This is a genomic window from Acetomicrobium mobile (assembly GCF_937920065.1).
This window is the reverse complement of sequence record NZ_CALETC010000034.1, coordinates 1-23,903: the sequence shown is the minus strand read 5'-3', so window position 1 is coordinate 23,903 and position 23,903 is coordinate 1. Positions and strand designations below refer to the sequence as shown.

At 44.9% G+C, this 23,903-nt stretch carries 21 protein-coding genes; 13 read left to right on the top strand and 8 right to left on the bottom strand.

Annotated features, from left to right (window positions below; translation table 11 throughout):
• The first annotated feature begins 53 nt into the window (after nucleotides 1-53).
• From Q7P41_RS01545 to Q7P41_RS01525, 5 genes are all read left to right on the top strand, one after another.
• A complete protein-coding gene (locus tag Q7P41_RS01545; protein WP_303881618.1) occupies nucleotides 54-1,343 on the top strand; it encodes an SLC13 family permease in 1,290 nt (429 codons plus the stop codon).
• Between the two features lie 16 nt (nucleotides 1,344-1,359).
• On the top strand, nucleotides 1,360-1,506 hold the full coding sequence (locus tag Q7P41_RS01540; protein ID WP_303881617.1) for a hypothetical protein: 147 nt from the start codon (nucleotides 1,360-1,362) through the stop codon (nucleotides 1,504-1,506).
• Between the two features lie 19 nt (nucleotides 1,507-1,525).
• Nucleotides 1,526-2,656 (top strand): succinylglutamate desuccinylase/aspartoacylase family protein, encoded by a 1,131-nt coding sequence (locus Q7P41_RS01535; protein ID WP_303881616.1) that lies wholly within the window; start codon nucleotides 1,526-1,528, stop codon nucleotides 2,654-2,656.
• 86 nt (nucleotides 2,657-2,742) lie between these two features.
• Complete coding sequence (locus tag Q7P41_RS01530) at nucleotides 2,743-4,101, top strand: sensor histidine kinase KdpD (RefSeq protein WP_303881614.1); 1,359 nt, start codon at nucleotides 2,743-2,745, stop codon at nucleotides 4,099-4,101.
• Complete coding sequence (locus tag Q7P41_RS01525) at nucleotides 4,070-4,699, top strand: two-component system response regulator (RefSeq protein WP_303881613.1); 630 nt, start codon at nucleotides 4,070-4,072, stop codon at nucleotides 4,697-4,699. The genes Q7P41_RS01530 and Q7P41_RS01525 overlap by 32 nt, the downstream gene beginning before the upstream one ends.
• A 98-nt stretch (nucleotides 4,700-4,797) precedes the next feature.
• On the opposite strand, the gene Q7P41_RS01520 is transcribed toward Q7P41_RS01525, so the two are convergent.
• Nucleotides 4,798-5,805, bottom strand: coding sequence for a 3'-5' exoribonuclease YhaM family protein (locus Q7P41_RS01520; RefSeq protein WP_303881612.1), 1,008 nt, complete (start codon nucleotides 5,803-5,805; stop codon nucleotides 4,798-4,800).
• 239 nt (nucleotides 5,806-6,044) lie between these two features.
• Between Q7P41_RS01520 and Q7P41_RS01515 the strand changes: the two genes are divergently transcribed.
• Nucleotides 6,045-6,812 (top strand): HpcH/HpaI aldolase/citrate lyase family protein, encoded by a 768-nt coding sequence (locus Q7P41_RS01515; RefSeq protein ID WP_303881611.1) that lies wholly within the window; start codon nucleotides 6,045-6,047, stop codon nucleotides 6,810-6,812.
• Nucleotides 6,813-6,866: 54 nt separating this feature from the next.
• Here Q7P41_RS01515 and Q7P41_RS01510 read toward each other — a convergent pair whose 3' ends face one another.
• Nucleotides 6,867-7,865 carry a hypothetical protein gene (locus Q7P41_RS01510; RefSeq protein WP_303881609.1) on the bottom strand — a complete coding sequence of 333 codons (999 nt, stop codon included), beginning with the start codon at nucleotides 7,863-7,865 and terminating at the stop codon, nucleotides 6,867-6,869.
• A 117-nt stretch (nucleotides 7,866-7,982) separates the two neighbouring features.
• Between Q7P41_RS01510 and lepA the strand changes: the two genes are divergently transcribed.
• Together lepA and hemW are read left to right on the top strand one after the other, a co-directional pair.
• On the top strand, nucleotides 7,983-9,782 hold the full coding sequence (gene lepA, locus Q7P41_RS01505) for a translation elongation factor 4 (RefSeq protein WP_303881608.1): 1,800 nt from the start codon (nucleotides 7,983-7,985) through the stop codon (nucleotides 9,780-9,782).
• On the top strand, nucleotides 9,769-10,944 hold the full coding sequence (hemW, locus tag Q7P41_RS01500; protein ID WP_303881607.1) for a radical SAM family heme chaperone HemW: 1,176 nt from the start codon (nucleotides 9,769-9,771) through the stop codon (nucleotides 10,942-10,944). The genes lepA and hemW overlap by 14 nt, the downstream gene beginning before the upstream one ends.
• A gap of 42 nt (nucleotides 10,945-10,986) precedes the next feature.
• On the opposite strand, the gene yedF is transcribed toward hemW, so the two are convergent.
• Both yedF and Q7P41_RS01490 read right to left on the bottom strand, forming a co-directional pair.
• Nucleotides 10,987-11,613, bottom strand: a complete 627-nt coding sequence (gene yedF, locus Q7P41_RS01495; RefSeq protein ID WP_303881606.1) for a sulfurtransferase-like selenium metabolism protein YedF — start codon at nucleotides 11,611-11,613, stop codon at nucleotides 10,987-10,989.
• Nucleotides 11,614-11,724: 111 nt separating this feature from the next.
• Entirely contained in the window at nucleotides 11,725-12,300 is a 576-nt protein-coding gene (locus Q7P41_RS01490) for a nicotinamidase (protein ID WP_303881605.1), read from the bottom strand.
• 448 nt (nucleotides 12,301-12,748) lie between these two features.
• On the opposite strand from Q7P41_RS01490, the gene Q7P41_RS01485 reads away from it, so the two are divergent.
• The 5 genes from Q7P41_RS01485 (at nucleotide 12,749) to selB (ending at nucleotide 19,824) form a co-directional block, all read left to right on the top strand.
• Nucleotides 12,749-13,945, top strand: a complete 1,197-nt coding sequence (locus tag Q7P41_RS01485) for a hypothetical protein (protein WP_303881603.1) — start codon at nucleotides 12,749-12,751, stop codon at nucleotides 13,943-13,945.
• A gap of 38 nt (nucleotides 13,946-13,983) precedes the next feature.
• A complete protein-coding gene (locus Q7P41_RS01480) occupies nucleotides 13,984-15,150 on the top strand; it encodes a M20 family metallopeptidase (protein WP_303881602.1) in 1,167 nt (388 codons plus the stop codon).
• A 14-nt stretch (nucleotides 15,151-15,164) separates the two neighbouring features.
• Entirely contained in the window at nucleotides 15,165-16,403 is a 1,239-nt protein-coding gene (locus Q7P41_RS01475) for a Zn-dependent hydrolase (protein WP_303881601.1), read from the top strand.
• A gap of 95 nt (nucleotides 16,404-16,498) precedes the next feature.
• The gene (gene selA, locus Q7P41_RS01470; RefSeq protein ID WP_303881600.1) at nucleotides 16,499-17,902 is read left to right on the top strand and encodes an L-seryl-tRNA(Sec) selenium transferase; all 1,404 of its coding nucleotides are present in this window, start codon (nucleotides 16,499-16,501) and stop codon (nucleotides 17,900-17,902) included.
• Entirely contained in the window at nucleotides 17,902-19,824 is a 1,923-nt protein-coding gene (selB, locus tag Q7P41_RS01465) for a selenocysteine-specific translation elongation factor (protein ID WP_303881599.1), read from the top strand. Before selA ends, selB begins: the two co-directional genes overlap by 1 nt.
• 31 nt (nucleotides 19,825-19,855) lie before the next feature.
• Here selB and Q7P41_RS01460 read toward each other — a convergent pair whose 3' ends face one another.
• The 4 genes from Q7P41_RS01460 to Q7P41_RS01445 all read right to left on the bottom strand — a co-directional run bounded on the left by Q7P41_RS01460 (nucleotide 19,856) and on the right by Q7P41_RS01445 (nucleotide 23,711).
• Complete coding sequence (locus tag Q7P41_RS01460) at nucleotides 19,856-20,611, bottom strand: DUF364 domain-containing protein (RefSeq protein WP_303881598.1); 756 nt, start codon at nucleotides 20,609-20,611, stop codon at nucleotides 19,856-19,858.
• 147 nt (nucleotides 20,612-20,758) lie between these two features.
• Complete coding sequence (locus Q7P41_RS01455) at nucleotides 20,759-22,087, bottom strand: APC family permease (RefSeq protein WP_303881597.1); 1,329 nt, start codon at nucleotides 22,085-22,087, stop codon at nucleotides 20,759-20,761.
• Between the two features lie 39 nt (nucleotides 22,088-22,126).
• Nucleotides 22,127-23,050 carry an acetamidase/formamidase family protein gene (locus tag Q7P41_RS01450; protein WP_303881595.1) on the bottom strand — a complete coding sequence of 308 codons (924 nt, stop codon included), beginning with the start codon at nucleotides 23,048-23,050 and terminating at the stop codon, nucleotides 22,127-22,129.
• A 217-nt stretch (nucleotides 23,051-23,267) separates the two neighbouring features.
• Entirely contained in the window at nucleotides 23,268-23,711 is a 444-nt protein-coding gene (locus tag Q7P41_RS01445; protein ID WP_303881594.1) for an MOSC domain-containing protein, read from the bottom strand.
• Between the last annotated feature and the right edge of the window lie 192 nt (nucleotides 23,712-23,903).

The following is a 23,903-nucleotide window of genomic DNA, read 5'->3' as shown; positions in this document are numbered from 1 at the left end:
CATCTTAAAAAAGTTCTGGGAGAGTGGGGGGTTATTTAGCCTTGCCGGCTATAGTGGAGTGGTTTTTTCCAGAAGGTCTTTACACAATAGCAATGATAGGAGTATTTGCTGTAGGAGCCTTTGCCATAAAGTTTCCAGTATCTATTGCAATGGCCTTCGCAGCCATAGCAGGAGCCCTCATAGGTGGCGCAGGCTTTCCCCTGCGTCACCTTGTGGAGGGCATGTTTGGTTATCTCGATACAATACTTGTCATTGCTACGGCAATGATTTTTATGAAAACAGCGGAAAGCACGGGACTTTTAGAAGGCTTGGCTGCATGGATTATTCGTAAATTTCGCAAAAAACCGGCGTTTCTTTCTATGGGGTTAATGTTTATAATCATGGTTCCTGGCATGATTACCGGCTCTTCTACAGCGGCAGTTCTTACCACTGGTGCCTTAGTAGCACCAGTCCTTCTCCAACTGGGAGTTTGCCCCCATAGGGCGGCAGCAGCTATTGCTATGGGTGCAATCTTTGGCATGATTGCACCTCCGGTTAACCTTCCGGCCATGATCATTGGCGGAGGGATAGATATGCCTTATTCAGGATTTGGAATTCCCCTTATTATATGCACCTTACCTCTTGCCATCTTCACTGCTTTTCTTTTTATCTACCCTCCTCTCAAAAAAGGTGATTTTTCTGAATCTGGCCTGGAGGCAGAACTTAAGCGTATGGAGCGAGAACCACTTTCTTTTCGACTCTTTATTCCATTGCTTGTCCTCATCGTATTGTTCGCGGTAGAACGCGTCTTCCCATCACATTGGCCTTCTTTAGGCATGCCACTAATCTTTCTTCTTGCTGCTGCTTCGGCCCTTTTTTCTGGTGTAAAATGGCACCCTCTTCAGACTGTAATTAGTGCTATAAACGATGCATTGCCGGTTATGGGAATTCTTATGGGTGTAGGCATGTTTATTCAGATCATGACGTTGATCGGAGTACGAGGTTTCGTTACAGTTTCTGCTATAGCCCTTCCTAAGTGGCTTCTTTACGTAGGCATAGGAGTATCTATTCCTCTTTTTGGGGCAGTGTCGGCTTTCGGATCGGCTTCGGTATTGGGAGTTCCATTCGTTTTAGCTTTGCTGGGCCACAACGAAATTATCGTCGCTTCGGCTCTCAGTCTTATTGCTGGACTTGGAGACCTTATGCCTCCCACAGCCCTTGCCGGTATTTTTTCTGCCAAAGTAGTAGGGGAAGATAACTATTTAAAAGTTCTTCGTTGCTGCATCTTTCCCGCCATTCTCACTGCTCTATGGGGGATAGCTATCATCCTCTTAGCGAATAAATTGGCGGTTTTTCTTTTTTAGGGGGGAATTATAAAAAATGATAATGCTTGTATACCGTGGAATAGCGCTTTTTATCTCTCTCGTGGTTGTGCACTGCATGTTTCAAGAAGAAGAATTTTGGAAACAGGCTTCTGCCACTATGGTCATTATCCCTCTTGTCATGAGGGTTTTGCTTATAAAATGAGGAGGCCGCGTTGCACAAAATGAACATAAAAGGTACTCGCAAGACAGCCATTTTTCTTTTAACCGTAGCACTATTGGTCATGTACGTCACTGGACGGAACTTTCTTGCCATGCGACAACCTGATGTGGTGATACCGGCTGATGGCTTCGAAAAAAGGATGCTCTCAGATTGGTTTCAAGGCATAGGCAACACACCGGCAGATACACCGGTATTTATACAGGAAGGCCAAGAGCCGGGGGGAACGGTTCTGATCTTAGGTGGGACCCACCCTAACGAGCCTGCTGGGTATATAGCTGCTGTATTGTTCCTTGAACGAGCCCAAGTACAGAAAGGACGTTTAATAGTGATACCCTTTGCAAACAATACGGCTTTCACCCATAACTCCCCTCAGGAAGGATATCCTCAATATATTCGGTTCCTTCTTCCGGACGGTTCGGTTAGAACCTTTAGGTATGGGTCGAGAGATACGAATCCTGTTTATCAATGGCCAGACCCTGATATTTACGTTCACGAACCTTCAGGACAGCGGCTTGCAGGCAGTGAAATGCGTAATTTGAATAGAGCCTATCCAGGACAACCACATGGTGTTATAACTCAGCGTATTGCCTTCGCTATTTTAGAACTAATTCGCAAGGAAGACGTAGATTTGGCCTTTGATCTTCATGAAGCATCGCCGGAATACCCCGTTGTCAACGCCATAGTGGCCCATGAAAAGAGCTTGGAACTTGGTGCCATGGCAGCAATGGATCTGGAAGGGCGAGGAATACCTTTTCGTCTGGAGCCATCACCTCGAAATTTAAGAGGCCTCTCTCACAGAGAATGGGGAGATCATACGGACGTAATGGCCATCCTTATGGAGACAGGCAATCCAATCCAAGGTCGCCTGCGAGGACGCACAAATGAAGCCTTGGCCTTGACAGGCAAGGATAAATTCTACCAGAAAGCAGCAAAACTCGGGAGCCTCTTCATCCCTTATGAAGATGATCAACCCATAGCTCTCCGCACAGCCCGACATGTGACGGCTATTATGACTTTTCTGGAAATGCTGGGCTTTATCAGCGAAGAAAAAAGTGTAATAGTAAATAACATTCCCGACTACAATGATATTATAGATAAGGGGATAGAGGCTTTTCTTTTGTCCATTTCATGAGTCAATGCTTATCGGCCCTTACATAAAACCTAAAGGGGAGTGTCTTAATGTATCGTGATGGCAACAAAACGCTCCATTGGAGGCAAATGGGGCGAGGATGCTTCCTTCTTGTAGCGTGGTTTCTTTCGCGTTTTTACGAACGTCCTATCTATACAGTTTTTCAATATCTTCTGTTAGCTGTCGAGCATAACGATAGCGGTTATCTCATGGCAGCTTCAGCTATTCTAGTACTTGTTAATACAATAAAAGCCTTACTTCTTTACGAAGGGTGGCTTTTCTTTGCCGATGGTCTTGCAAATTATCTCAATAAACCCTTAATAAAGCGGCTTCTCCCCCTTTTTGCTATTCCTGCATGCTACCAAATGGTGGCAATCTTTGATTTTCCCGGCATTCCTCATTTTGGAATGCCGGCTGTCCTTAGCATCGCTAGTGTCATGTTAATCCAATACTTCACGCGGGATGTTTCAAGGTGGTCAAATAAGGCCATGGCGCTGGGGCTAATGCTTTTTTCTTTTCAGTGGCTAGATGTTGTTCCAGCTCTTACCAGTTATGGCTTTGGATGGGGAGAGCTTTCTGCTGTCCTAAAAAATATAGCAGTGATTTCAGGCAAAGCAAGGGTGTTAAATGTAATGGCAATGGTTTCATTTGGGGGAGTCTTTGCTGGCGCCCTTGTTACTATAGAGCTTTTTGTAAATTATGAAAAGCGGCTGGCACAGCTTCAACGCCTACGTCGTCAAGAGAGAGAACTTTCTGCCTTACGAGAAGAACAGCTACGAAATCGCAGTGTAATAGAAATCCAACAACTTGTTCACGACCTCAAACGACCTCTTACGGTAATCATAGGATTGACGGATGTTTTGTCACACTCGCTGGGAAACCCTGCAGAGAAAGCACATTTGAAGGAGATTCAAGATGCGTCCGTAAACATGAATAAGATGGTTTCGGAAATTTTGAATCCTCACGTCCATCACCGCATTTCTGTGGAACACGTTGTGAATTACACTTTGAGTCAAATACGTCCCTTCCCCTGGAGTTCCGGCATTCAGGTGAGCTTGCATGATGCTTCTTCAACCTCTTTCATTGAGGCGAACCTCATACTCCTCTCTAGGGCTATTGTAAACATCTTGGACAATGCTCATCGAGCAACAGTTGGGAACTCGTCGCCTATTATTCGCTTTCAAACGGAGGTCACAAAGGATCACGTATTAATTATAGTAGAAGATAATGGGTACGGATTTGAAAAAGAGCCCTTGCCTCATCGTTCCGCCTGGGGGTCTACTGGTCTTGGGTTACCTTTCGTAAGGAGCGTCGCAAAAGAACATAATGGAAAGCTGTATCTTGGAACCAGCGATGAGCTGGGTGGGGCTTATATTGCTTTGCTTTTGCCTCTATGCAATACGGAAGAGGTAGGGGGTGAAGACAATACTGTACCTCGGATCAATTGATGATGACACAAGTGTTCTTTATACTTTGGAAGCAATGGCCAAGTCTCAGGGCTGGGATATGCGAACCACAACAGAGCCCGACGAGGCGTTTCTTTGGGTGATTAATAATCAGATCGACATACTGCTCGTAGACTATCACATGCCTAAAATGAGTGGCCTTGAAGTTATTCAAAGGGCAAGGGAAATTTCAGATACAGTGGTACTACTAGTCCTTACCATTGAAGAGCATCCCCAAATTGCTCGCCAGCTTCTTCTTGCCGGGGCCGATGATTTCGTGAACAAACCAGTGCGCCTTTTAGATTTCGCTTCTCGAATTCAGGTCCATGCCAAACTAGCCCACTATAGAAAAATGACGCGTCAAAGCTACCCAATGAAGGGGATATCTGAAGAAACCCTTAGAAAAGTAATTGATCTCCTAGTTTCAAATGCAGATACCGAGTTTTTTGATGTACAGTTTCTTTGTGACAACCTTGGTTTAGCTTATCCGACAGCCCATCGTTATTTGGAATACCTCGCAGAAAAAGGGACTTTATTTAAAAGCCAGGAAAGCCCGGAGGGCAAACCGGGCCGTCCCCGGACGCTCTACCAAATGAAGTAAGCAGATAGTCGGTTTTAGCGATTTGTTTCGGTGAAATGTGATAAGTTGCCAGATCAAAACATCTCTGGCTTTTTGGTAAAACCATGCAAGATTCACACTTATGTTTTCCAAAAGCGCCGCTGGGCCGGTCCGTTGTATTCAGATAATGAAAGCTCATCGGCAGGATATGCAGAATCCCAACAGTAAATGAGAAAGTCAAGTTCATCGGCAGCAGAGACAATCAAAGCCTCCGGCGTGCTTGGCAGAACGGGAGATCCGTATTCTTTCTTTCCGTGATGACTCACTATGATATGGCCTATTGCCAAGGTGATGTTTTCATCGAGGTCGTACTTTCTGGCAAAATCCATGAACATGGAATAGCCCAAAGGGATGTGGTCTATCACGGCACCATACAGTGTAATTTGAGGAGCTAAATCAATTGAGTAAGCGCCAAGTTTTCCAATGTCGTGCAACAGTGCCCCGGCAGTCAGAACATCCATATCTACATTTAATCCTTTATTTAAATAAATAAACCCAATGGCCCGGGCACTTTTCGTGACATCGAGAGTATGTTCAAGTAAGCCGTGGACGTAGGCATGATGATTCTTAACAGCAGCCGGAGCGATCTTAAACTGTTCCCACAAATCTTCGCTAAAAAGCGTGTGCAGAAAGGTACGCAAAGGATCGCCGCATTCGTTCACTATAGCCCAAAAGTCCGCTTCCATTTGTTCGAGCGGTACAGGCGATTTTTCTATAAAAGACTCTGGCGGATATTTATCGGAGTCGAGCAAGTAAATTTGGTTTATGTGGTACTGTAGTCTTTGTTTGTATTTAGTTACAACGCCAAAAACTCCCACAGGTTGTCTTGAGACGCTGCTAAGACCTTCTAACTCATTTTGAGTGAGGGCCTTTTTTTCTCCATCTCTAATGTCCCACCATTTGCTGTCCGACCATGCTCTGGCATAGAGCGTTCCGCTTGCATCCACGATGGTCAGGTCCCAGTAGGGTTGATTATTTTTATCTCTTTTTAGCCTCGCCGAGGCTAACACTCCGACGGTTTTGAACTTATCGCCGGACTTCATGCTTTCTTTTATGCTAGCGATGGGTACACATCTTTCTTCGGACATCTTTATCACCCTTGTAGATGTAATTGCCTCACTTTTTGCAATATTTATATATAATCAATACGTATATAATCTTTAACTTAAATTTTATACCACGAATAAAGATCAAATGCCAGCCGTGCAGACTTTATTCACGAAGAGCAACACAAAGATGCAGCTATCTGTTTTGCTTAAGAAAGCACCATAAGAAGTTTTGTAACAACAAAAGGCAATTAAATGACGAACAGGAGGAATTCTTTGATATGTTTAGCCTTAAAAGACGAATATCGAATAAGGAGACATTGCTGGGGACATTTGTGATCCTGCCATCGACCGATTCGGTTGAAATTCTGGCATTGGGCGGATTTGATTTTGTTGTACTTGATAGAGAACACGGCCCTCATTCCATAGAGAAACTGCAGGACATGGTGAGAGTAGCTTCTCTTCATAAAATGGGCACCTTAGTCAGGGTGCCGGAAAATTCCAAGAAAGAAATTTTATGGGCTCTGGACGTAGGGGCTGACGGAGTGTTGGTTCCCATGGTTGAAACTGCTTCGGATGCAATTAGGGCCGTAAGAAGCGCCAAATATGATCCAATCGGAGAAAGAGGAGTTGCCTTTACAAGATCCTCGAAATACGGCAAACACGAGCTAACTTCCTATTTCGAGGAATCCAACGAAAATACATTTATCGCCTTGCAATGCGAAAATATTAAGGGGTTGACGAACCTCGAGGAAATCGTAAATACGCCGGGGGTGGATATGATCTTTTTTGGACCCTTCGATATGTCTGCTTCCTTAGGCATACCCGGCAAAGTAGAAGATCCAAGGGTCAAAGAAGCAGCTATGAAATTACTTCAAATTTGCAAGAACGCCAACAAGGCAGCGGGCACTTTCGCAAGTACAGCCGAGGAAGCTTTGAATCGTATACAGGAAGGATTTAACTTGGTTGGCCTTGGCATAGAAGCCACAATTTATCTTAATGCTGTAAAAAGTTTAGTGACCAGCGTAAAAAATAAGATAATAAAATGATTCAAGATCGCTAAAAAGCACGTTACTAGGGCTGTATTTTTTGCAAATGCACCATTATATCCTAAATTTCTCCAACTCTGCGGGGTGAGCCGGTTTAGTGACGATATTAAGGCAATCCTCAGGGGAAGTAATTAAGATCCGTACGGCGCTGTTTTCGTGATCGCTGTAGCGCGCTACGAACTTTGCAGATATCTCCAAATTTTCCATGACGACTGGAGCGTCATGAGAATAAAGCAGTGCCGTTGGACCTTTCACGTTAATCGGATTCAGCAACAACATCGAAGGAAGCCGAAGCTGAATTAGCCTTTTATTTTCATGGGCATTTCTCCCAATGACTAAATGGTTTTTTTGAGGAAGTAAAAAATGCCTGCCGACGCGCAAAAGAGCGGCGTGGAAGAAGGAAAAATGCTCCTTAAAAGCCTCCATTAAACGTCTTAACTTTAAAGAAAAAAACTTCTCCGTGAGAGGGCATCCGCCTCCTGGCGAAGGATAAGTCGTGATTTGCCATTTTTTTGCCAGTTCCATTTGTTCTTTCCTGCTACGCCCGGAAATGGGAAGCAAATTCTCCCTATTTACCAGGCCTTCCCGTTCAGGAGCCGTTGCAGGAAGCAGCTTGGCAGACAAGGGCCTTAGAATATAATCAGCGTAGCCTGAAGCAGCGTCTACCATCCTTAAAGCCGCTGATGTTTGCGATTTAGGCCTTTCTCCCAAGACCTCGCCGGTAGCCAAAAAATCATATCCTCTTTCTTCCATCATCTGACCTGCCACCTTTAACATTAAAGCGTGACAATCTATGCAGGGATTCATGTGTTTCCCGAAGCCATGCGGGGGGTTGATAAGTATGTTAATGTATGCTTTCTCGGGAAGTGGTGCTATAATTAGTGGGAAATTATAAAGGCGTGCTGCTGAAACGGACTTTTCAGCGGAAAAAAATGGAGTTGTAAAGGTCAAGCATGTGACTTGTACATTGTTTCTGCGCAAAATTTCTCCGGCAAGCAGCGAATCGAGTCCGCCTGAAAAAAGGAGCAGCGCCTTTGGGGGTTTGTTTTTCATTTCTTTTGCCTCCCAAAATATATAATTTACTTACAAATCTATGTTGGCTTTGATAGACTATACAAAGTTTCTCGATGCGTCAAATGACGTATCATAAGTGTATGGGGTGGTTAATGGATGAACAACATCAGAAACTTTTGCATAATCGCTCATGTCGATCACGGCAAATCTACGCTTGCTGACAGATTGCTTGAGCATACCAATACCATAGAATCTAGAAAAATGCGACAGCAGTTTCTGGATACAATGGACCTCGAGCGAGAAAGAGGCATTACGATCAAGCTCGTGCCCGTCAGGATGAAGTATAAGGCCAAAGACGGGAACGAATATGTGTTAAACCTGATAGATACTCCGGGGCATGTAGATTTCAGTTACGAGGTATCCAGGTCCCTTGCAGCGTGCGAAGGCGCGCTTTTAGTGGTAGATGCCGCACAGGGCGTGGAGGCTCAAACCTTGGCCAATGCATACCTGGCAGTGGAGCAGGGATTGGAGATCATCCCCGTGATAAACAAAATAGATCTGCCGGGCGCACGTCCTGAAGAAGTTTTACGCCAGATCGAAGAAGTAATAGGGCTGGACTCATCGCAAGCCATATTAGCAAGCGCCAAGGAAGGCATAGGGATAATCGAAGTGTTAGAGGCAGTAGTAAACCGTATTCCACCTCCTTCGGGCGACCCAAATGCTAAATTGCAGGCCCTCATTTTCGACTCGGTCTACGACAACTATAGGGGAGTAATATCTTATGTCAGGCTGGTAAATGGGCGCATTAAAAAGGGGCAACTCATACTTTTTATGGCGACCGAGAGGGAATACGAAGTGGAGGAAGTGGGCTTTTTTACACCCTCTATGTCCGCGGCAAATGAACTAAAAGCAGGAGAGGTTGGTTATGTAATCGCAAACGTGAAGGCCATTTGGGAGGCCCGCGCCGGCGACACCATAACAGACGCTATCTCTCCGGCAGATAAGCCTTTGCCGGGTTATAAGCGCATCAAGCCCGTCGTGTTTTGCGGGCTTTTTCCCATCGATAGGGACGATTTCCCTCACCTACGTGAAGCTATAGAGAAATTACAGCTGAATGATTCATCGTTGGTCTTTGAGCCAGAGACCTCCGAGGCGCTCGGCTTTGGCTTCAGGTGCGGCTTTTTGGGATTGCTACACATGGACATAACCGTTGAGCGACTCCGCAGGGAGTTCGAAATCGATCTGGTTGCCACAGCACCGAATGTCGCCTACGAGATTGTATTAAGTGACGGAAGCGTTATCGAAGCACACAAGCCGTCTGACTTCCCCGATCCCGGAAAAATAGAAGAAATAAGGGAGCCTTACATAAGGCTGACGATCTTTCTGCCTGCCGATTACGTAGGAAAGGCGATGAAACTTTGCCAAGACAGACGTGGAGAGTACGTCTCGCTGGATTACATTACCACGGAAAGGGTAAGGCTCGTTTACGACCTTCCCTTGGCGGAATTCATCGTCGATTTTCACGATCGCTTGAAGTCCTTAACGAGAGGGTATGCTTCCATTGACTACGAGCATGTAGGTTACAGAAAATCGGATCTGGTAAAGGTGGATGTGCTCATCCACGGAGAACCGGTCGATGCCTTTTCTTTTATTTGCCATAAGGACGATGCTTACAAGCGCGCTTTAAGCGTCATAAAAAAACTTAAAGAACTCATACCCAGGCAGCTTTTTGAAGTCGCCATACAGGCCTCCATAGGAAGCCGCGTGATAGCGAGAGAAAACGTAAAGCCCTTGCGCAAAAACGTCATCGCTAAATGTTATGGCGGTGACGTGACGCGAAAACGCAAATTACTTGAAAAACAAAAAGAGGGCAAGGAAAAGATGAAAATGATAGGCAAGGTCCAAGTTCCTCAGGAGGCATTTTTAGCCTTTTTGAAAGCCGATGAGGAAGGATAATTTAAATTACAGTGTAATGCCTCTAAGTGAAAGTTTTTCTTGGGCGCTCTCGTGTCCTGTTTCTCTTTACGTTCACATACCTTTTTGCGTTCAAAAATGTCCTTACTGCGCCTTTTACAGCGTGGTCCCAAAAACAGGAGACATTGAAAGCTATTTAAACCTTTTAGATAATGAGCTAAAAATGTGGACCTCACTGACCGGAGGCAAGATCCACGCTCAGACGCTTTACATTGGAGGGGGCACACCCACCGTCTTAAGCTCAAAACATTGGGAGAAGCTGATTCTTACGCTTGAGCGATACGTCAATTTTTTGCCTTTGCTCGAAGCAAGCGTAGAAGCAAATCCGGGCACTTTGAGTCTAGGCCACATCAAACTTTGGCGCTCTTGGAGGATCACACGTGCAAGCCTCGGGGTTCAAAGTTTGGATGACGCAGAGTTAAGTTGGCTTAAGCGTCCGCATGGTGCCTATGAAGCAGCTGACGCCATAGCTGCACTGGTCGCAAGCGGCCTTGATACCAGCGTAGATTTGATGTTCGGTTTTCCCGGACAAACGATACGAAGCTGGCACAGGACGATCAAAGACTGCCTGAAATTTGGCATTCGCCACTTATCGATCTACGAGCTGACGTTAGAAGAAAACACTCCTTGGGGCGAAAACCCACCTGAGGGTTTAACGGAAGGATATCCTTTATACAGGTTTGCTCAATGGTACCTGCCTAAAAGAGGATTTATTCAATATGAAATAGCTAGCTTTTCCTTGCCTCGTCACTGGTGCAGGCACAACATTGCCTATTGGCAGGGCGGAAACTTCTTAGGAATCGGACCGAGCGCGTGGGGTTATCTAAACGGATACAGATACGGCAATGCCAGTGACATCAAGCTCTATGCCGATAGTATTTCTAGGGGTGAATTTCCCATCGTTTATGAAGAGATCTTGCCAAATGAAAAGGCAGCCGCGGAATCGGCGATGCTTGCCTTAAGGACAATGTGGGGCGTATCCGCTCGTGCTTTCAGAAGGAAATGGGGATGGCAGGCATACAAGAAGTTCCTTCAGGTATGGCATCTGCTTCCTGAAGATTGTAAAAAAACCATTCAAGGAAAGCACGCGTTCTCAGCCAAGGGCTTTCGCGTGGCAAATTCCCTGTGGGAACAGTTTTTGTAGTAAAGCTCTTTGCCACAATCCCTGCTTATCAACTCCTATTCTTTAACCGTAAATCAGGGCCTTATCAACCTCCATCACGGCTTCCGTTATTTGGAACATATTAGAAATGGTTCCCACCGTGACTTTTTCTGTTACCCCGAAATGATTGGTGCACGTTCCACATACAAGTATGGTCGTCCCCTTTTCCTCTAAGTCCTTTAATATGTCGCACGCGCTATTTTCCGGCAAAGCCAGGAGCACACCTTCGTTCATGAGCGCTAAAACTACGGGCGGCTCGTCTTCCTCAAGCAATACGCCCAGAAAGCTTTTCATGAGCACCTCGCCTAATCCGTCATTTGGCCTGCCAAGCGTGTCTGACAGGATTAAAATTCCTATGGATTTTTTATCATTTTGTGCTGAAGGCGTTGAAGTTAAAGATGCTGTTTGGCGCCTCTCGGTTGGGTCTTCTGATGGCCCTTCATATTTCCCACGAATGACGTACGTCCCGTCATCTTGCTTTATATCCTCGATAACGCTGTACCCGCGTGATTTGAGGAACCGCTTGACGTTTTGAAAGGAAACGTCATTATCAACGAGAACTTCGATTTCTTTTTCGCCTGAATCTATGGCCTGTTTCGTCAATATAACTGGTTTCGGGCAAACTAGCCCCCGTGCGTCAACTACTTTCATGCTTTTTCACTCCCTTTGGGTAGTTTAGTTTGTCAAAAAGGGCCTCGCAAATGCCGGTTTTTGCAACGTAGATTTTAAACGTTTGCTTATCGGAGCATGTTGAAATTTAACTTAAGCTTGTTTGATTTGAGAGCTTTCGATGATATTTATGCCGGCTTTTTTCATTTCTTCTAAGCTTTTTTCGACGCCTTCTTTTGTTATGCCCCGTGAAGCGTCCTCGACCACATAAACCTCGTATCCCAACTTTACCGCATCGATTGCCGTTGACTTCACGCAAACGTCAGTCGCCAAGCCACATAGGAAAATTCGTTTAACCCCGGCTTCTTTTAGGGTTTCAGCCAGCTCAGTGTCGTCAAAGGCTGAGTATGCTTCCTTTGAAGCTTCCGTGGCTTTGCTCACGATGATGGCAGAATCGGGGATATAAAGTTCGGGATGAAACTCGGCACCCTTAGTATTCTGCACGCAATGAACCGGCCAGGGGCCTCCTTGGTCTTTAAAGCTCACATGATTTTTTGGGTGCCAATCCCGCGAAAATACAACAAGACCACCCCGTTTTTCAAATAATTTTACAAGTTGGTTTACAACGGAAACTATCTCGTCACCACCCGGCACTGACAAACTACCGCCCGGGCAAAAATCCACCTGGACATCCACAACTATTAACGCATCCGTTGATCCTATCGGCATTCCAAATCCCCTCTCATTTTGTTTAATTTTTAAAATTAGTTAAAATAACAATCCTTAAATCATTTTTGAACCGGCTTATTTGGTTAATTTGCATTTGTTTTAACTCGATTTTAGCATCGTTTAAAACATTCGTAAGTTGTATAACAAGTAGCAATACCAAAAAACAAACTATTGACAGATTAGGTAAAATTACGGAAAATGACATATGTTACTATAAGATAAGTCATATTATATTATAGTGCTATGTTATATCAGCTGATCGATGCGCTATGCTTGCTAATGATTGTCATATGCGCTTAAAAGCTTGATACGCCAAGCTTTTAAGCTTTTTTGAGCGTTAAAAAGATAAGATAAAATAATGCATATGAGAATATGAAATAATAACAGTATACAAAATAACAATATAAACAAATAAATTTCAAAACTAAACTAAAGGGAGGATGTTTTCATGAGCTTTGATCTTATTGCTGCCTTTGCCACAGTTTTGCTTATTCTCTACATTGGCGATGTTGTTTCGGTCAAGACAAAGGCCTTTGTGCCATCGGTTTTCGTGTCAGCAGTCATATTCTTATTGGGTTTCTGGACAATTTTACCAAAAAATCTTATTGATTTGGCATGTTTAGGTCAACCACTTGCAACTTTATCCATGTACTTGCTGCTGGTCCATATGGGCACTATGCTTAACATCAAGGAACTGGCAGCGCAATGGAAAACTGTAGCAGTTTCTTTAGCCGGTATAGTTGGAATAGCACTTGGAACCATGACTTTAGGCAAATATTTATTCGGATGGGATGCAGTTGTCATTGCCACGCCTCCTCTCACGGGAGGGATTGTAGCGGCTTTAATGATGCAGGAAGCGGCAATGAGCAAGGGACTTTTGGAGCTTTCCGTTTTAGCCATTGTAATGTACGTCTCGCAGGGCTTTTTTGGGTATCCTTTGACAGCTCTCGCGCTGAAACGTGAGGGCAAGAGATTGTTGTCTGCCTATAGAAGCGGTGAGATCAAGGTCGATAAAATCCTGGCATCGGAAAGTGTCAATCCTATAATTAAACCGTCTAAGATACAAATTGTCCCCCAGGTGCCCTCGAAGTACAGGACAACTTATATGTACCTTTTAAAACTCGGGCTTGTAGCCTGGGCATCAGCCATGACAGCCACAGCCATTAATGAGGTCGTTTCCCGCTTCGTAATTTGTTTAATTTACGGCGTTATTGCTGCCGAAATAGGCTTCATCGAACGAAGGCCTTTGGAGCTGTCCAATTCATTTGGCTTCATGATGACAACTTTGATGGCTTTTATTTTTGCGGGCCTGGCGGAGGCTACGCCGGATATGATCATTAGATTGGTTGGTCCGCTTTTTGGGATAATAATTATAGGCGTCCTCGGGATGGCGATACTGTCAATGTCCTTAGGCAAGTTATTAGGTTATTCCAAAGAAATGGCATTTGCTTGTGCTTTAACCGCTTTGTATGGTTTCCCTCCTAATTACGTCCTGACGGAGGAAGCTTCCAAGGCTTTGGCTGAAAATCCCGAGGAATTCAAATTTTTAATGGATTCCCTGCTTCCCAAAATGTTGGTTGGCGGATTTACAACGGTTACTGTAGCTTCGGTTGTTTTGGCAGGCATATTCGTCAACTTGCTATAAAATTACTTTAAAACCATGTTGGAGGTGCACTCGCAAAAATGGACGTTAGAGCGTTAGTAAAGAATGTTAAGGACTACGTTATCGATCTTAGAAGGGAGTTTCATATGTATCCGGAAAGGTCTGGCGAGGAATTTAGGACTTCTAAGAGAGTCAAAGAAGAGCTGAATAAACTTGGTATACCTCACACAACGGCAGGAGGTACGGGAGTTGTTGGCATCATAAAAGGAGAAAAACCCGGCAAGACCGTTGCCTTGAGGGCTGATATGGATGCCCTGGAGGTTTACGAAAAAAACGATATACCGTATAAATCGAAGACAGATGGACTCATGCACGCCTGTGGACATGATGGACATACTGCCATGCTTTTAGGAGCGGCCAAAGTTTTATCGATGATCAAAAACGAGCTGAAGGGCAGTGTAAAATTGTTCTTTCAACCTGCGGAAGAAACTGCACAAGGTGCCTTAAAGATGATAGATGACGGAGTAATGGAGGGCGTTGACAGCGTATTTGCCATACATCTTTGGAGCGGGCTGCCCATGGGCAAAATCTCGGTCGAGGCGGGACCTAGGATGGCCGCTGTCGACGTCTTTGACATCACAGTTAGTGGAAAGGGAGGGCATGGTTCGGCGCCTCACGAGGGTGTTGACGCTCTTGTTGCGGCCTCGGACATTGTAATGGCGCTTCAAACCATAGTAAGCCGGGAGTTATCTCCCCTAGAGCCCGTAGTCGTAACTGTAGGAAAGTTAGTAGCGGGTACAAGGTTTAACGTACTTGCCTCGGAAGCTAAATTGGAGGGCACAAATCGTTATTTTAATCCTAAAATTAAAGATGTATTGCCCCAAGCCATAGAGAGGATGGCAAAAAGCGTCGCTGCGGGGTATAGGGCAGAGGCTCATTTGAATTATCAATTTGCCACCTCTCCAGTCATTAACGATCCTGAGTGTTCCGCTTTAGCGAAAAGAGCGGTCGAGAAAATACTGGGCAAGGACGGCCTGATTGAATACGAGAAGGTCATGGGCGGAGAAGATTTTGCAGAATTTCTAAAGAAAGCCCCTGGAGCTTTAGCCCTGGTGGGCATCGGCAACGAGGAAAAAAAGACTACATACCCCCATCATCATCCCAATTTCAACATAGACGAAGATGCTTTAGAGATAGGAGTTGCCCTTTACGTCCAGTATGCTCTTGACTATTTAAATCAAAGCTAGAGAGGTGAGAGCGCGTGCTTGAGACAAACCTTGAGAGGATCAAGCATAACCTTGAAACATTAAGCAGCTTTAATTCGACACCGGGAAAGGGTTACACAAGGCTATCTTTTTCGCCCGAGCACAGAAAGGCTTTGGATTTTCTGTCAAAAGCCTGTGAATCCATGGGATTTGAAGTTATGATTGACCCGGTAGGTAACTTTAGGGCCAAGCTTAAAGGTTCCGATCCAGGCGCTCCTCCCATTATGTGTGGCTCTCACATTGACACTGTGCTGTACGGTGGCAAACTTGACGGAGCAGCAGGCGTCGTAGCTGCATTGGAAGCACTTACTGTAATAAAGGAACAAAACGTTCCCATAAGACATTCGCTCGAATTCATTGCCTTCGTGGAGGAGGAGGGCGCCTCCTTCGGAGGCGGTTTGATCGGAAGCAAGGCCTTAGTTGGCAAGTACACCGTTGAAGACCTTAAGAATTTAACCAACGATGAGGGCCTTTCTTTTTACGAAGCTGCTAAAAACTTTGGGTTAAACCCGGATGAGCTTGAAGATTACGTTCTTCGCAAGGGTGACGTAAAAGCATTGCTTGAACTTCACATTGAACAGGGCAACGTCTTATATACCAAATCAATTCCTCTTGGCATAGTTGAGGCGATAGTAGGAATTAAACAACTTGCGGTCACGTTGACGGGAAAGGCAAATCACGCAGGCACCACGCCCATGAACTTGAGGCGAGACGCACTTGTCGCCGCAAGCAATATAATATCCTTCGTCGAACACTGTGCAAAGCACGAAGCCTTTGACACTACAGTCGCAACCGTCGGAAAAATTTGGTGTTTCCCAAACGTCACCAACGTCATTCCTGGAAAGGTAACCTTCACAATCGATATTCGCGACATAAAAACAGAAGGAATCCAAAGGGTAGAGCAACTGATCAAGGAAGAGGTAAAAAGGATATCAGACGAGCGGGGACTGCAATATTCGGTAAACTTGGTTGGCGAGTCGGATCCTGTTAAACTGTCTGAGAAAGTAGTTTCGGTCATACAAAGGGTCGCTGAAAAACTCAATGTCAATTTCTTAAGGATGAATAGCGGAGCTGGTCACGATTCGGCACTGCTAACGGAAGTGACAGACGTTGGAATGATATTCGTTCCAAGCATCGAGGGGATAAGCCATGCACCAGAAGAAGACACTGAATACGAAGACTTAAAGACCGGTTGCGATGTTCTGCTTAACGCCTTGGTAGATCTTGCACAATAGTCTATGGGCTATAGTTTTAGTATAGTTTTAAAGTTAAAATTATACAGTGCGGCGCGAGTCTTATTTTTGGCCAAAAGGATAGTGATTATTAAAAAATGAGCGAAGATGTCAGCAGATATTTACGCAGTATCCCGTCCATGGACAAAATATTGTCCTTAGAATGGGTGCAAGATTACTATCCGATGATTGGGCGTAAAGCCGTAAAATCGCTCATCGAAAGCATGCTCGAAGACTTTAGGGCAAGCATGCTCAGCGGCGAGGCGAAGGAAGTGGACATCGAAAGATTAATGAGCGATGTCAAAAAGACCCTGGAGAAATCCTCAAAAAAAAGCATGAGGCCCGTCATTAATGCAACAGGGGTCATAGTGCATACGAACTTGGGCAGATCCTGTCTGGCCGATGAAGCAATAGCGTCCGTCCACGATGCGTCAAGGTGCTACACCAACCTCGAGTATAACCTTGAAGCGGGCAAAAGAGGACACAGATACGACCATGTTGAATGGCTTTTGTGCCAATTAACGGGAGCAGAGGCGGCACTAGTGGTAAACAACAATGCGGGTGCCGTCCTAATGTGCCTAACGGCGCTTGCCTCGGATGGAGAAATCATCATCTCGCGAGGTGAATTAATCGAAATAGGAGAGTCATTTAGGATCCCCGATATAATGGCCCTTTCAGGGGCAAAAATGGTAGAAGTTGGTACGACGAATAGGACGCACCTTTACGATTACGAAAGGGCGATAACGGAAGAAACCAGGTTAATACTGAAAGTTCACCCTTCCAATTACAGAATAGTAGGATTTTACTCGGAAGTGGCAAGAGAAGACCTTGCAAATCTTGCCCATTCAAGAGGATTGTTGGTAATGGAAGATCTTGGAAGTGGCACTTTGGTGGATTTATCAACCTATGGCCTAAAGGGAGAGCCGACCATTGGCCAATGCATAAAAGATGGCGTAGACATCGTAACCTTTTCCGGCGACAAACTGCTTGGCGGACCCCAGATCGGCGGTATCGTAGGAAAAAAGGACGTAATTGCAAAGCTTAAAAAACACCCCATGCTTCGCGCTTTAAGAGTGGACAAAATGACCCTGGCGGCACTTGAGGCTACTTTAAGGCTATATTTAAGGGAAGAGCATTCAAAAATTCCCACACTTACCATGCTCATGGTAGATCCAAATGACTTAAAGATGAGGGCAGAAAATCTGGCGAATTCATTGAGGGAATTATTGATTAGCGAGAAAGGCTGGAATATCGACGTTATTGAAGTAAAAGACGTAGTCGGCGGAGGAGCGTTTCCTGACGATGAATTAAGCGGTTTTGGGGTCGCCATTGCGCCACCCGAAGAAATAGGGCCCTCGAGGTTTACGGCTTTTCTAAGACAACTGGAACCTCCCGTTATAGCCAACGTCGATCAAGAAAGAGTAATCTTTCACGTTCGAACGATGAGGCCTGGGGAGGACGACCTTTTAATTTCCAAAGCCGAAACATGGAGGAATATTTAATGGCAGACCCCAGGGAAACAACCATCGTCTTCGGGACGGCAGGCCATATAGATCACGGGAAAACGACGCTTATAAAAGCCCTCTCCGGCGTTGATTGCGACAGACTCATCGAAGAAAAAAAACGAGGCATCACCATTGAGCTCGGTTTTGCACCTCTTGAACTTCCCAGTGGCCGAATCATAAGCATCATAGACGTTCCGGGACATGAGCGTTTCATCAGGCAAATGGTTGCTGGTGCAGCCGGGATTGATGCTGTCATCTTCGTCGTTGCAGCTGACGAGGGAGTCATGCCTCAGTCAAGGGAGCACCTTGAGATTCTATCGTTGCTTGGAATTAAAGAGGGATTAGTCGCCATAACTAAGGCAGACCTGGTCGATGAGGACACGCTTGAACTCGCAAAATTAGATGTAAAGGATTTAGTTAAAGGGACGTTCCTCGAGGACAAGCCAATAATTTGCGTTTCTGCGATAACGGGCATGAATCTGGATCATTTGCTTGAAGTCATTGACGCCACAGTAGATAAACTAAGGGCTCGCGATACGGATGGCCCTTTTTTCATGCCCATTGACAGGAGCTTTCCGATAGCAGGTTTTGGTACCGTTGTTACGGGAACAGTATATAAGGGAAAAATACATGTTGACGATACGGTGGACGTATTGCCCTTGGGTAAAACCTCGAAGGTGCGTTCGATACAGGTGCACGGCAAACCTGTCAGTGAAGCTCTAGCAGGGCAAAGGTCAGCGTTAAACTTGCCTGACGTTAAATCCACGGAGCTTGAGCGTGGCGACGTGGTATGTACGAAGAACTTATTTAAAACTACGCAGTGTCTTGATGTGAAACTAATCCTTCTTTCCTCCGCACCTGAACCTTTAAAACACTGGCAACAGGTTCACTTTCATATAGGGACTTCTGAGGTAATGGCAAGAGTCGCACTCTTGAGTGATGCAAAGATAACCCCAGGGGACGATGCCTTAGCGCAAGCAGTGTTAAGCGAGCCCGTCGTTGCACTCATTGGCCAGCGTTTTGTAATCAGATCTCATGCTCCCTTGCGTACCATAGGAGGAGGCGAAGTCCTTTTCCCCTATGATAAAAAGCCAAAGGGCAGGAAGGCCAGAAACGAACTCGCAGGTTTTTTGAATAAACTTGCCAGTACATCAAGTTTGACCTCAAAAATTACAGCAATCATAGAACGTTACGGTTTGTTGCAATTTAGCGAAGCCGTAACACTAACCCAGCAAACTCCCCAACAACTGGAAGACATGTTAAAGTCAATTGCAAAAGATTCAAGCGTGATGTTCATTGAATGTGGAGATCAGCCCTTAGTGATGTCATCTGCGTATTACGAAGCTATAAAAGACAATCTTCGCAGCTTGCTGGAGCAGTTTCACAAAAAGAACCCTCATTTGGCGGGGATGAAGGCTTCAGACTTGATATCTTTTATGAAACTTCCCCTGACGAAAAAACAATCCCAGGAATTGTTGAAGATGCTCGCAAGCCATGGCGTTATCGAAGTGGATGGAGAAATAGCAAGGCTTTCTGGAACTTTTCCAGAGCTTGACGAAAGCATGTTAGAGGATATAGAAAGGTTGCTGGCTTACTGCGATGAAAGGGGCTTTCAATTTCCGTCCCTCGAAGAGGCAATGAAAGAGTTAAAATGGGACAAGGGAAAGTTAAATCGGGTTTTGGACGTCGTGAGGCAAAGCGGTCAACTTAGGGTAATAGGTGGCGAATTTTTGCTCTCACGAAACGTCGAAAATCAGGCACTGACTATATTGCGTTCGCTTTCTGAAATAACCATAGCTTCGGTGCGCGATGCTACCAACGCCAGCAGAAAATACATACTTCCGCTGCTTGAGGACTTTGACGCCCGAGGAATAACGAGGCGGGTTGGAGATAAAAGGGTTTTGCTTAAAAAATCTTAAGATACAATTTAATCTGCAAATCTCCAAAGGCTTACAGATTATCATAAACCAATGCTGCCTTTGTGGCCCCATTGCTCAAAAAGGATCGCGTGCCTCCGCCCTCGCTAATTATTTGAAACACGCGCTCCGGTTCGCAGACCTTCACGCCAAAAAGTCCATCAACACCCCTCGATCGACGAGAGGGAAGCAGCAATTTAGGCCACAGCGGGGTTGAAGGGCCTATGATGACGACGCGACCCTTGCAAAGCTCTAGCAGGTGGTCTATCGTTTTATTGATAAATGTGGTTCCCGTGATGAAAACTGCACTGCATCGAGGCAATTCCCACTCGGCAGCCCAATCGGGAAGAACGTCGCGGACGTGTTTCGCGAGGTTTCGCTCAAATATGAGAAGTCTTTTCGCCCGCTCGGCTATCTGTCGAGCCAAGGGAGCTATGTTACCCACCATACCGACGACGTCATCTTTATTTATGCCCAACAATTCTATTGGCTCGATTTCTTGAAGCGGTGCATCGCGAGAAAGCAGGGCATTTACCGTAGCAAGACCTAAGGAAGACAAAATCGGGTCGGCAGTCAACAACCCTCGTGCAAGCTCCAAAGCAGAAGATCCGGCTAGTGGATCAGACCAATTATAACCACTGCAGCGGTAGCCTTCATCTAAAACTGCAGCCAGGCCACAGCTGTCATCGGATAATATGACGCAGGCGTAACGCAAGCCAATGACGGCCTTTTTAACCTTAAGCTTTCCGAGCTCCGCTTCCAAAGAAGCAACAAGCTCATGAACGATCACATAATCTTCCCCTTTCTACCCATATCGAAACATCCGCGCCTTAAACAAGCCCGGTTAAATTCTTGCTACCTTGCAAACGTTACCAGGTGGAAAGTCTATGGTCTCTCAGCAAACCCGCTGATCTTTTTATAATATCTAGTTCGTAGCCTAGTCCACAGGAAGAATCGTTTTGACCTTAAAGCCTCGAGTGATAAAAGCAAGATAAATTACCCCTACAATTATCCAGACAATACCAACACTCTTAGCTAGTACATCAAGTCCATACCAAACAACCGCTGTTATACAAAAACCAATGATAGGCATCACTATACTTAAAGGTTTATGTTCAACTTTTACCAATCTATAAGCCAATGCGACATGCATTAGAGCAAACGATGTAAGAGCTCCAAAGTTGACAAGTGAAGAAATATCCTTGAGCGTAAGCAAGTACAATAAAGGAATTGTTATTAACGCCACTATAATCGTGGAAACGTACGGAGTCTTGCGAGTAGGGTGCAATTTCGAAAATATTCTCGGGAGGTGTCCCTGTCTACCCATAGAATACAAAACCCTGGATATCCCGGCTTGCGCAGCTATTGTATCTCCTACGCCCCATGCAAGAATAGTGCCGAGCACAATCAAAATTTGTAGCCATCGCCCCCCAGCTTCGGTTGCAATGTAGAAAAAGGCAACATCCGGATCCGCAAATTCGTAGCCAGGGTGAATAATGGCGCCTAGGTAAGTCTGTGAAACAAACATTATTCCAATGATGGGAATTACAAGAACTACAGCCTTGCTCACGACTCTCCTAGCCTCCAATGTTTCTTCGGCTAGGGTAGTCATAATATCAAAACCCAAAAAGCTTAAAACAGCAACAGATGTACCGCTTAGCACATATTTAAAATTAAAAGTTTCAGGATTATAAAATGGTCTCATAGAGAAGGATAAAGCGGGATCTGTTGTAATTTTATAAACAGCTACCACTAGGAAAACAATTAAAACAAATACTTCAAAATAAAATAATATATTAGCAGCTTTTGCCGTGAGCTCTATCCCTAAGACGTTTGTAATAGTAGCTGTGATGATAAAGAGCAAAGCCCATACCATCATGGAAATGCCCGTAAGGGCTTCCAGCCAAAGAGCAGAAACCAATATGACTAGCGCTGGAATTAAAATGTAATCCAGCAAGATCGTCCATCCTGCTATAAAACCTACGTTGGCACCAATAGTTTCTCTTACGTAGGCATACACTGAGCCAGCTTCAGGATATCGCTTCACGAATTGACCATATCCCCACGCTGTAAATACCATAGCGCAAGCTGCGATGGCGTATGAGAGAGGAACATGGCCCTTGCTAAGCACGGCAACTACACCATATATGCCCATCGGCGCTATCGGGACCATTGTTATTATGGCAAATGCAATGAGATCCCACATTTTTAGAACTCTTTTTAATTCCTGTTTCTCCGTATGATTGTTCTCTTGATTCTCTGTCATGGTTTACCACTCCTAATTTAATCCGGCACTTTTAAAAATTCATGCGGATATTGACTTAAGAAGTTCTTCGATCGATATTAAGCTTTTAGGAAGCTTCGACCTGATCGTTTTGCGGGGATCCACAAGTTGACATATCTCCAGGTCCATTGCAATGCTGGATAACATGTATGCATCATGCCAATCAAGCTTCAGAGCGTTTTGGAGGGCTCTTACGGCAACTTCCGTCGCTTCGTAAAAGGCTTTATTTACGTCTTCATCGGAAACGATAATATACAGCCAGTCCTTTGCCTCAACACAAGGCCATGGGGGCGCTAATTCGTTTAAGGATTCGAATTCAACTGTAACATACCCAGGAGTCTCGCATCCTGCAACACAAACCTCTCCATCTCCCATCACGGCGTGGAGATCTCCCAGCCCAAATAAAGCTCCATCGTAGCTAATTGGGAAATAAACAGTTACACCCTCAGTTATAACTGTGGCGTCCATGTTACCTCCATGTCTTCCAGGAGTCCCCGTTGCAGTTTTTTCCGGTGTTGCTACGCCAATCACGCCTATCATTTTTCTAAGAGGTAAGTTTAAATTCAAAAATTGAACTTCTTCTGTTTCAATATCGCATATCCTGGTCCTTGCTTCTTTGACTTTATCCCCCAGGAGACCTTCTTCCGGTATGGTAACTATTGCCCCTTGCTGTTTTAGATCTATCTTGTGGATTTTGACGGCTAAAGCATCGCCCTTTTTTGCACCCTTTATGAAGACAGGTCCTGTGGCAGGATTTATCCTTGAAAAGTCGATATCCATGATTAATTGTTCTTCGCTGGTAATTTGATTTGAAAAACAATCTTTGGTTTCAATCTTCACTAAAACATTTTGTTCTACCTCGGCAATAGGAGTTAACCCTGGATCAAAGGAAAAAAACGTTGATTCATCAGATATATTGATAAGTGGACTTTCACTTCCAGTCATTTTTAATCACTTCCTCTGATATTTGATTAGTTTATATTTAAGCAGTAATTTACTACAAATGTCAAGGCCGCTTGTTTGAATAAAATAAACGATTGCAGCAAGCGGCCTTGATCAAAAATAATTCTAGTTAAATTAAAAAAGTTAAAATTTGTGCTGGAGAGTCTGTTTAAAAGGCGGTTGAACCATCTCACCGAGGACGTTCTTTAAGAACACTGGCTTAATCGGTAGTGCAAATTTCAAGCACGACCTCATCGCCAGGTTTGGCAATGCCCCCTTTTACCACTTCGAGGAAATAACCCACCTCTGGCAGTAGACACCACCCGCGATAATCATATGAATGTGGTTCGCCTGGTTTTTTTCCTTTTTCTATGACAAGCAAAACCACATCGCTACCTATTTTAAGGCGGCTTCCTATGGGAATCTCGTCGGGCAATCCCTCTATCACGAGGTTTTCGGCCAAGGACCCTGGTGGGAAAACAAAACCTGCCTTTTCTTCGGCGCACTTTATATCCTCATACCTCAACAAGCTAACATGGCGGGTCGAAAACCCAAAATGAGAATCACCCTCTATTCCCTTTCCTTCAATGAATCGAGCCTCTGCCACAGGCCTTTTGGGCTCCTGTCTTTTATCACTTACGCAAATTGCTAGAACTTTTGCCATCTTTGGCCTCCTGACTTGTCGCTTATATTAAACCCATATTTTGCCGTTCTGTTCGTAGTCGGCATTTATTGAACCGCTAAAGAATACATCTAATATATCTTCTGTGATACCCATGTTTATCGTAAACAGCTATTTTTCGCAATCTCTATCAAACCTTTTAGATCATGTAACTCCACAGTCTTTCCCTCACTC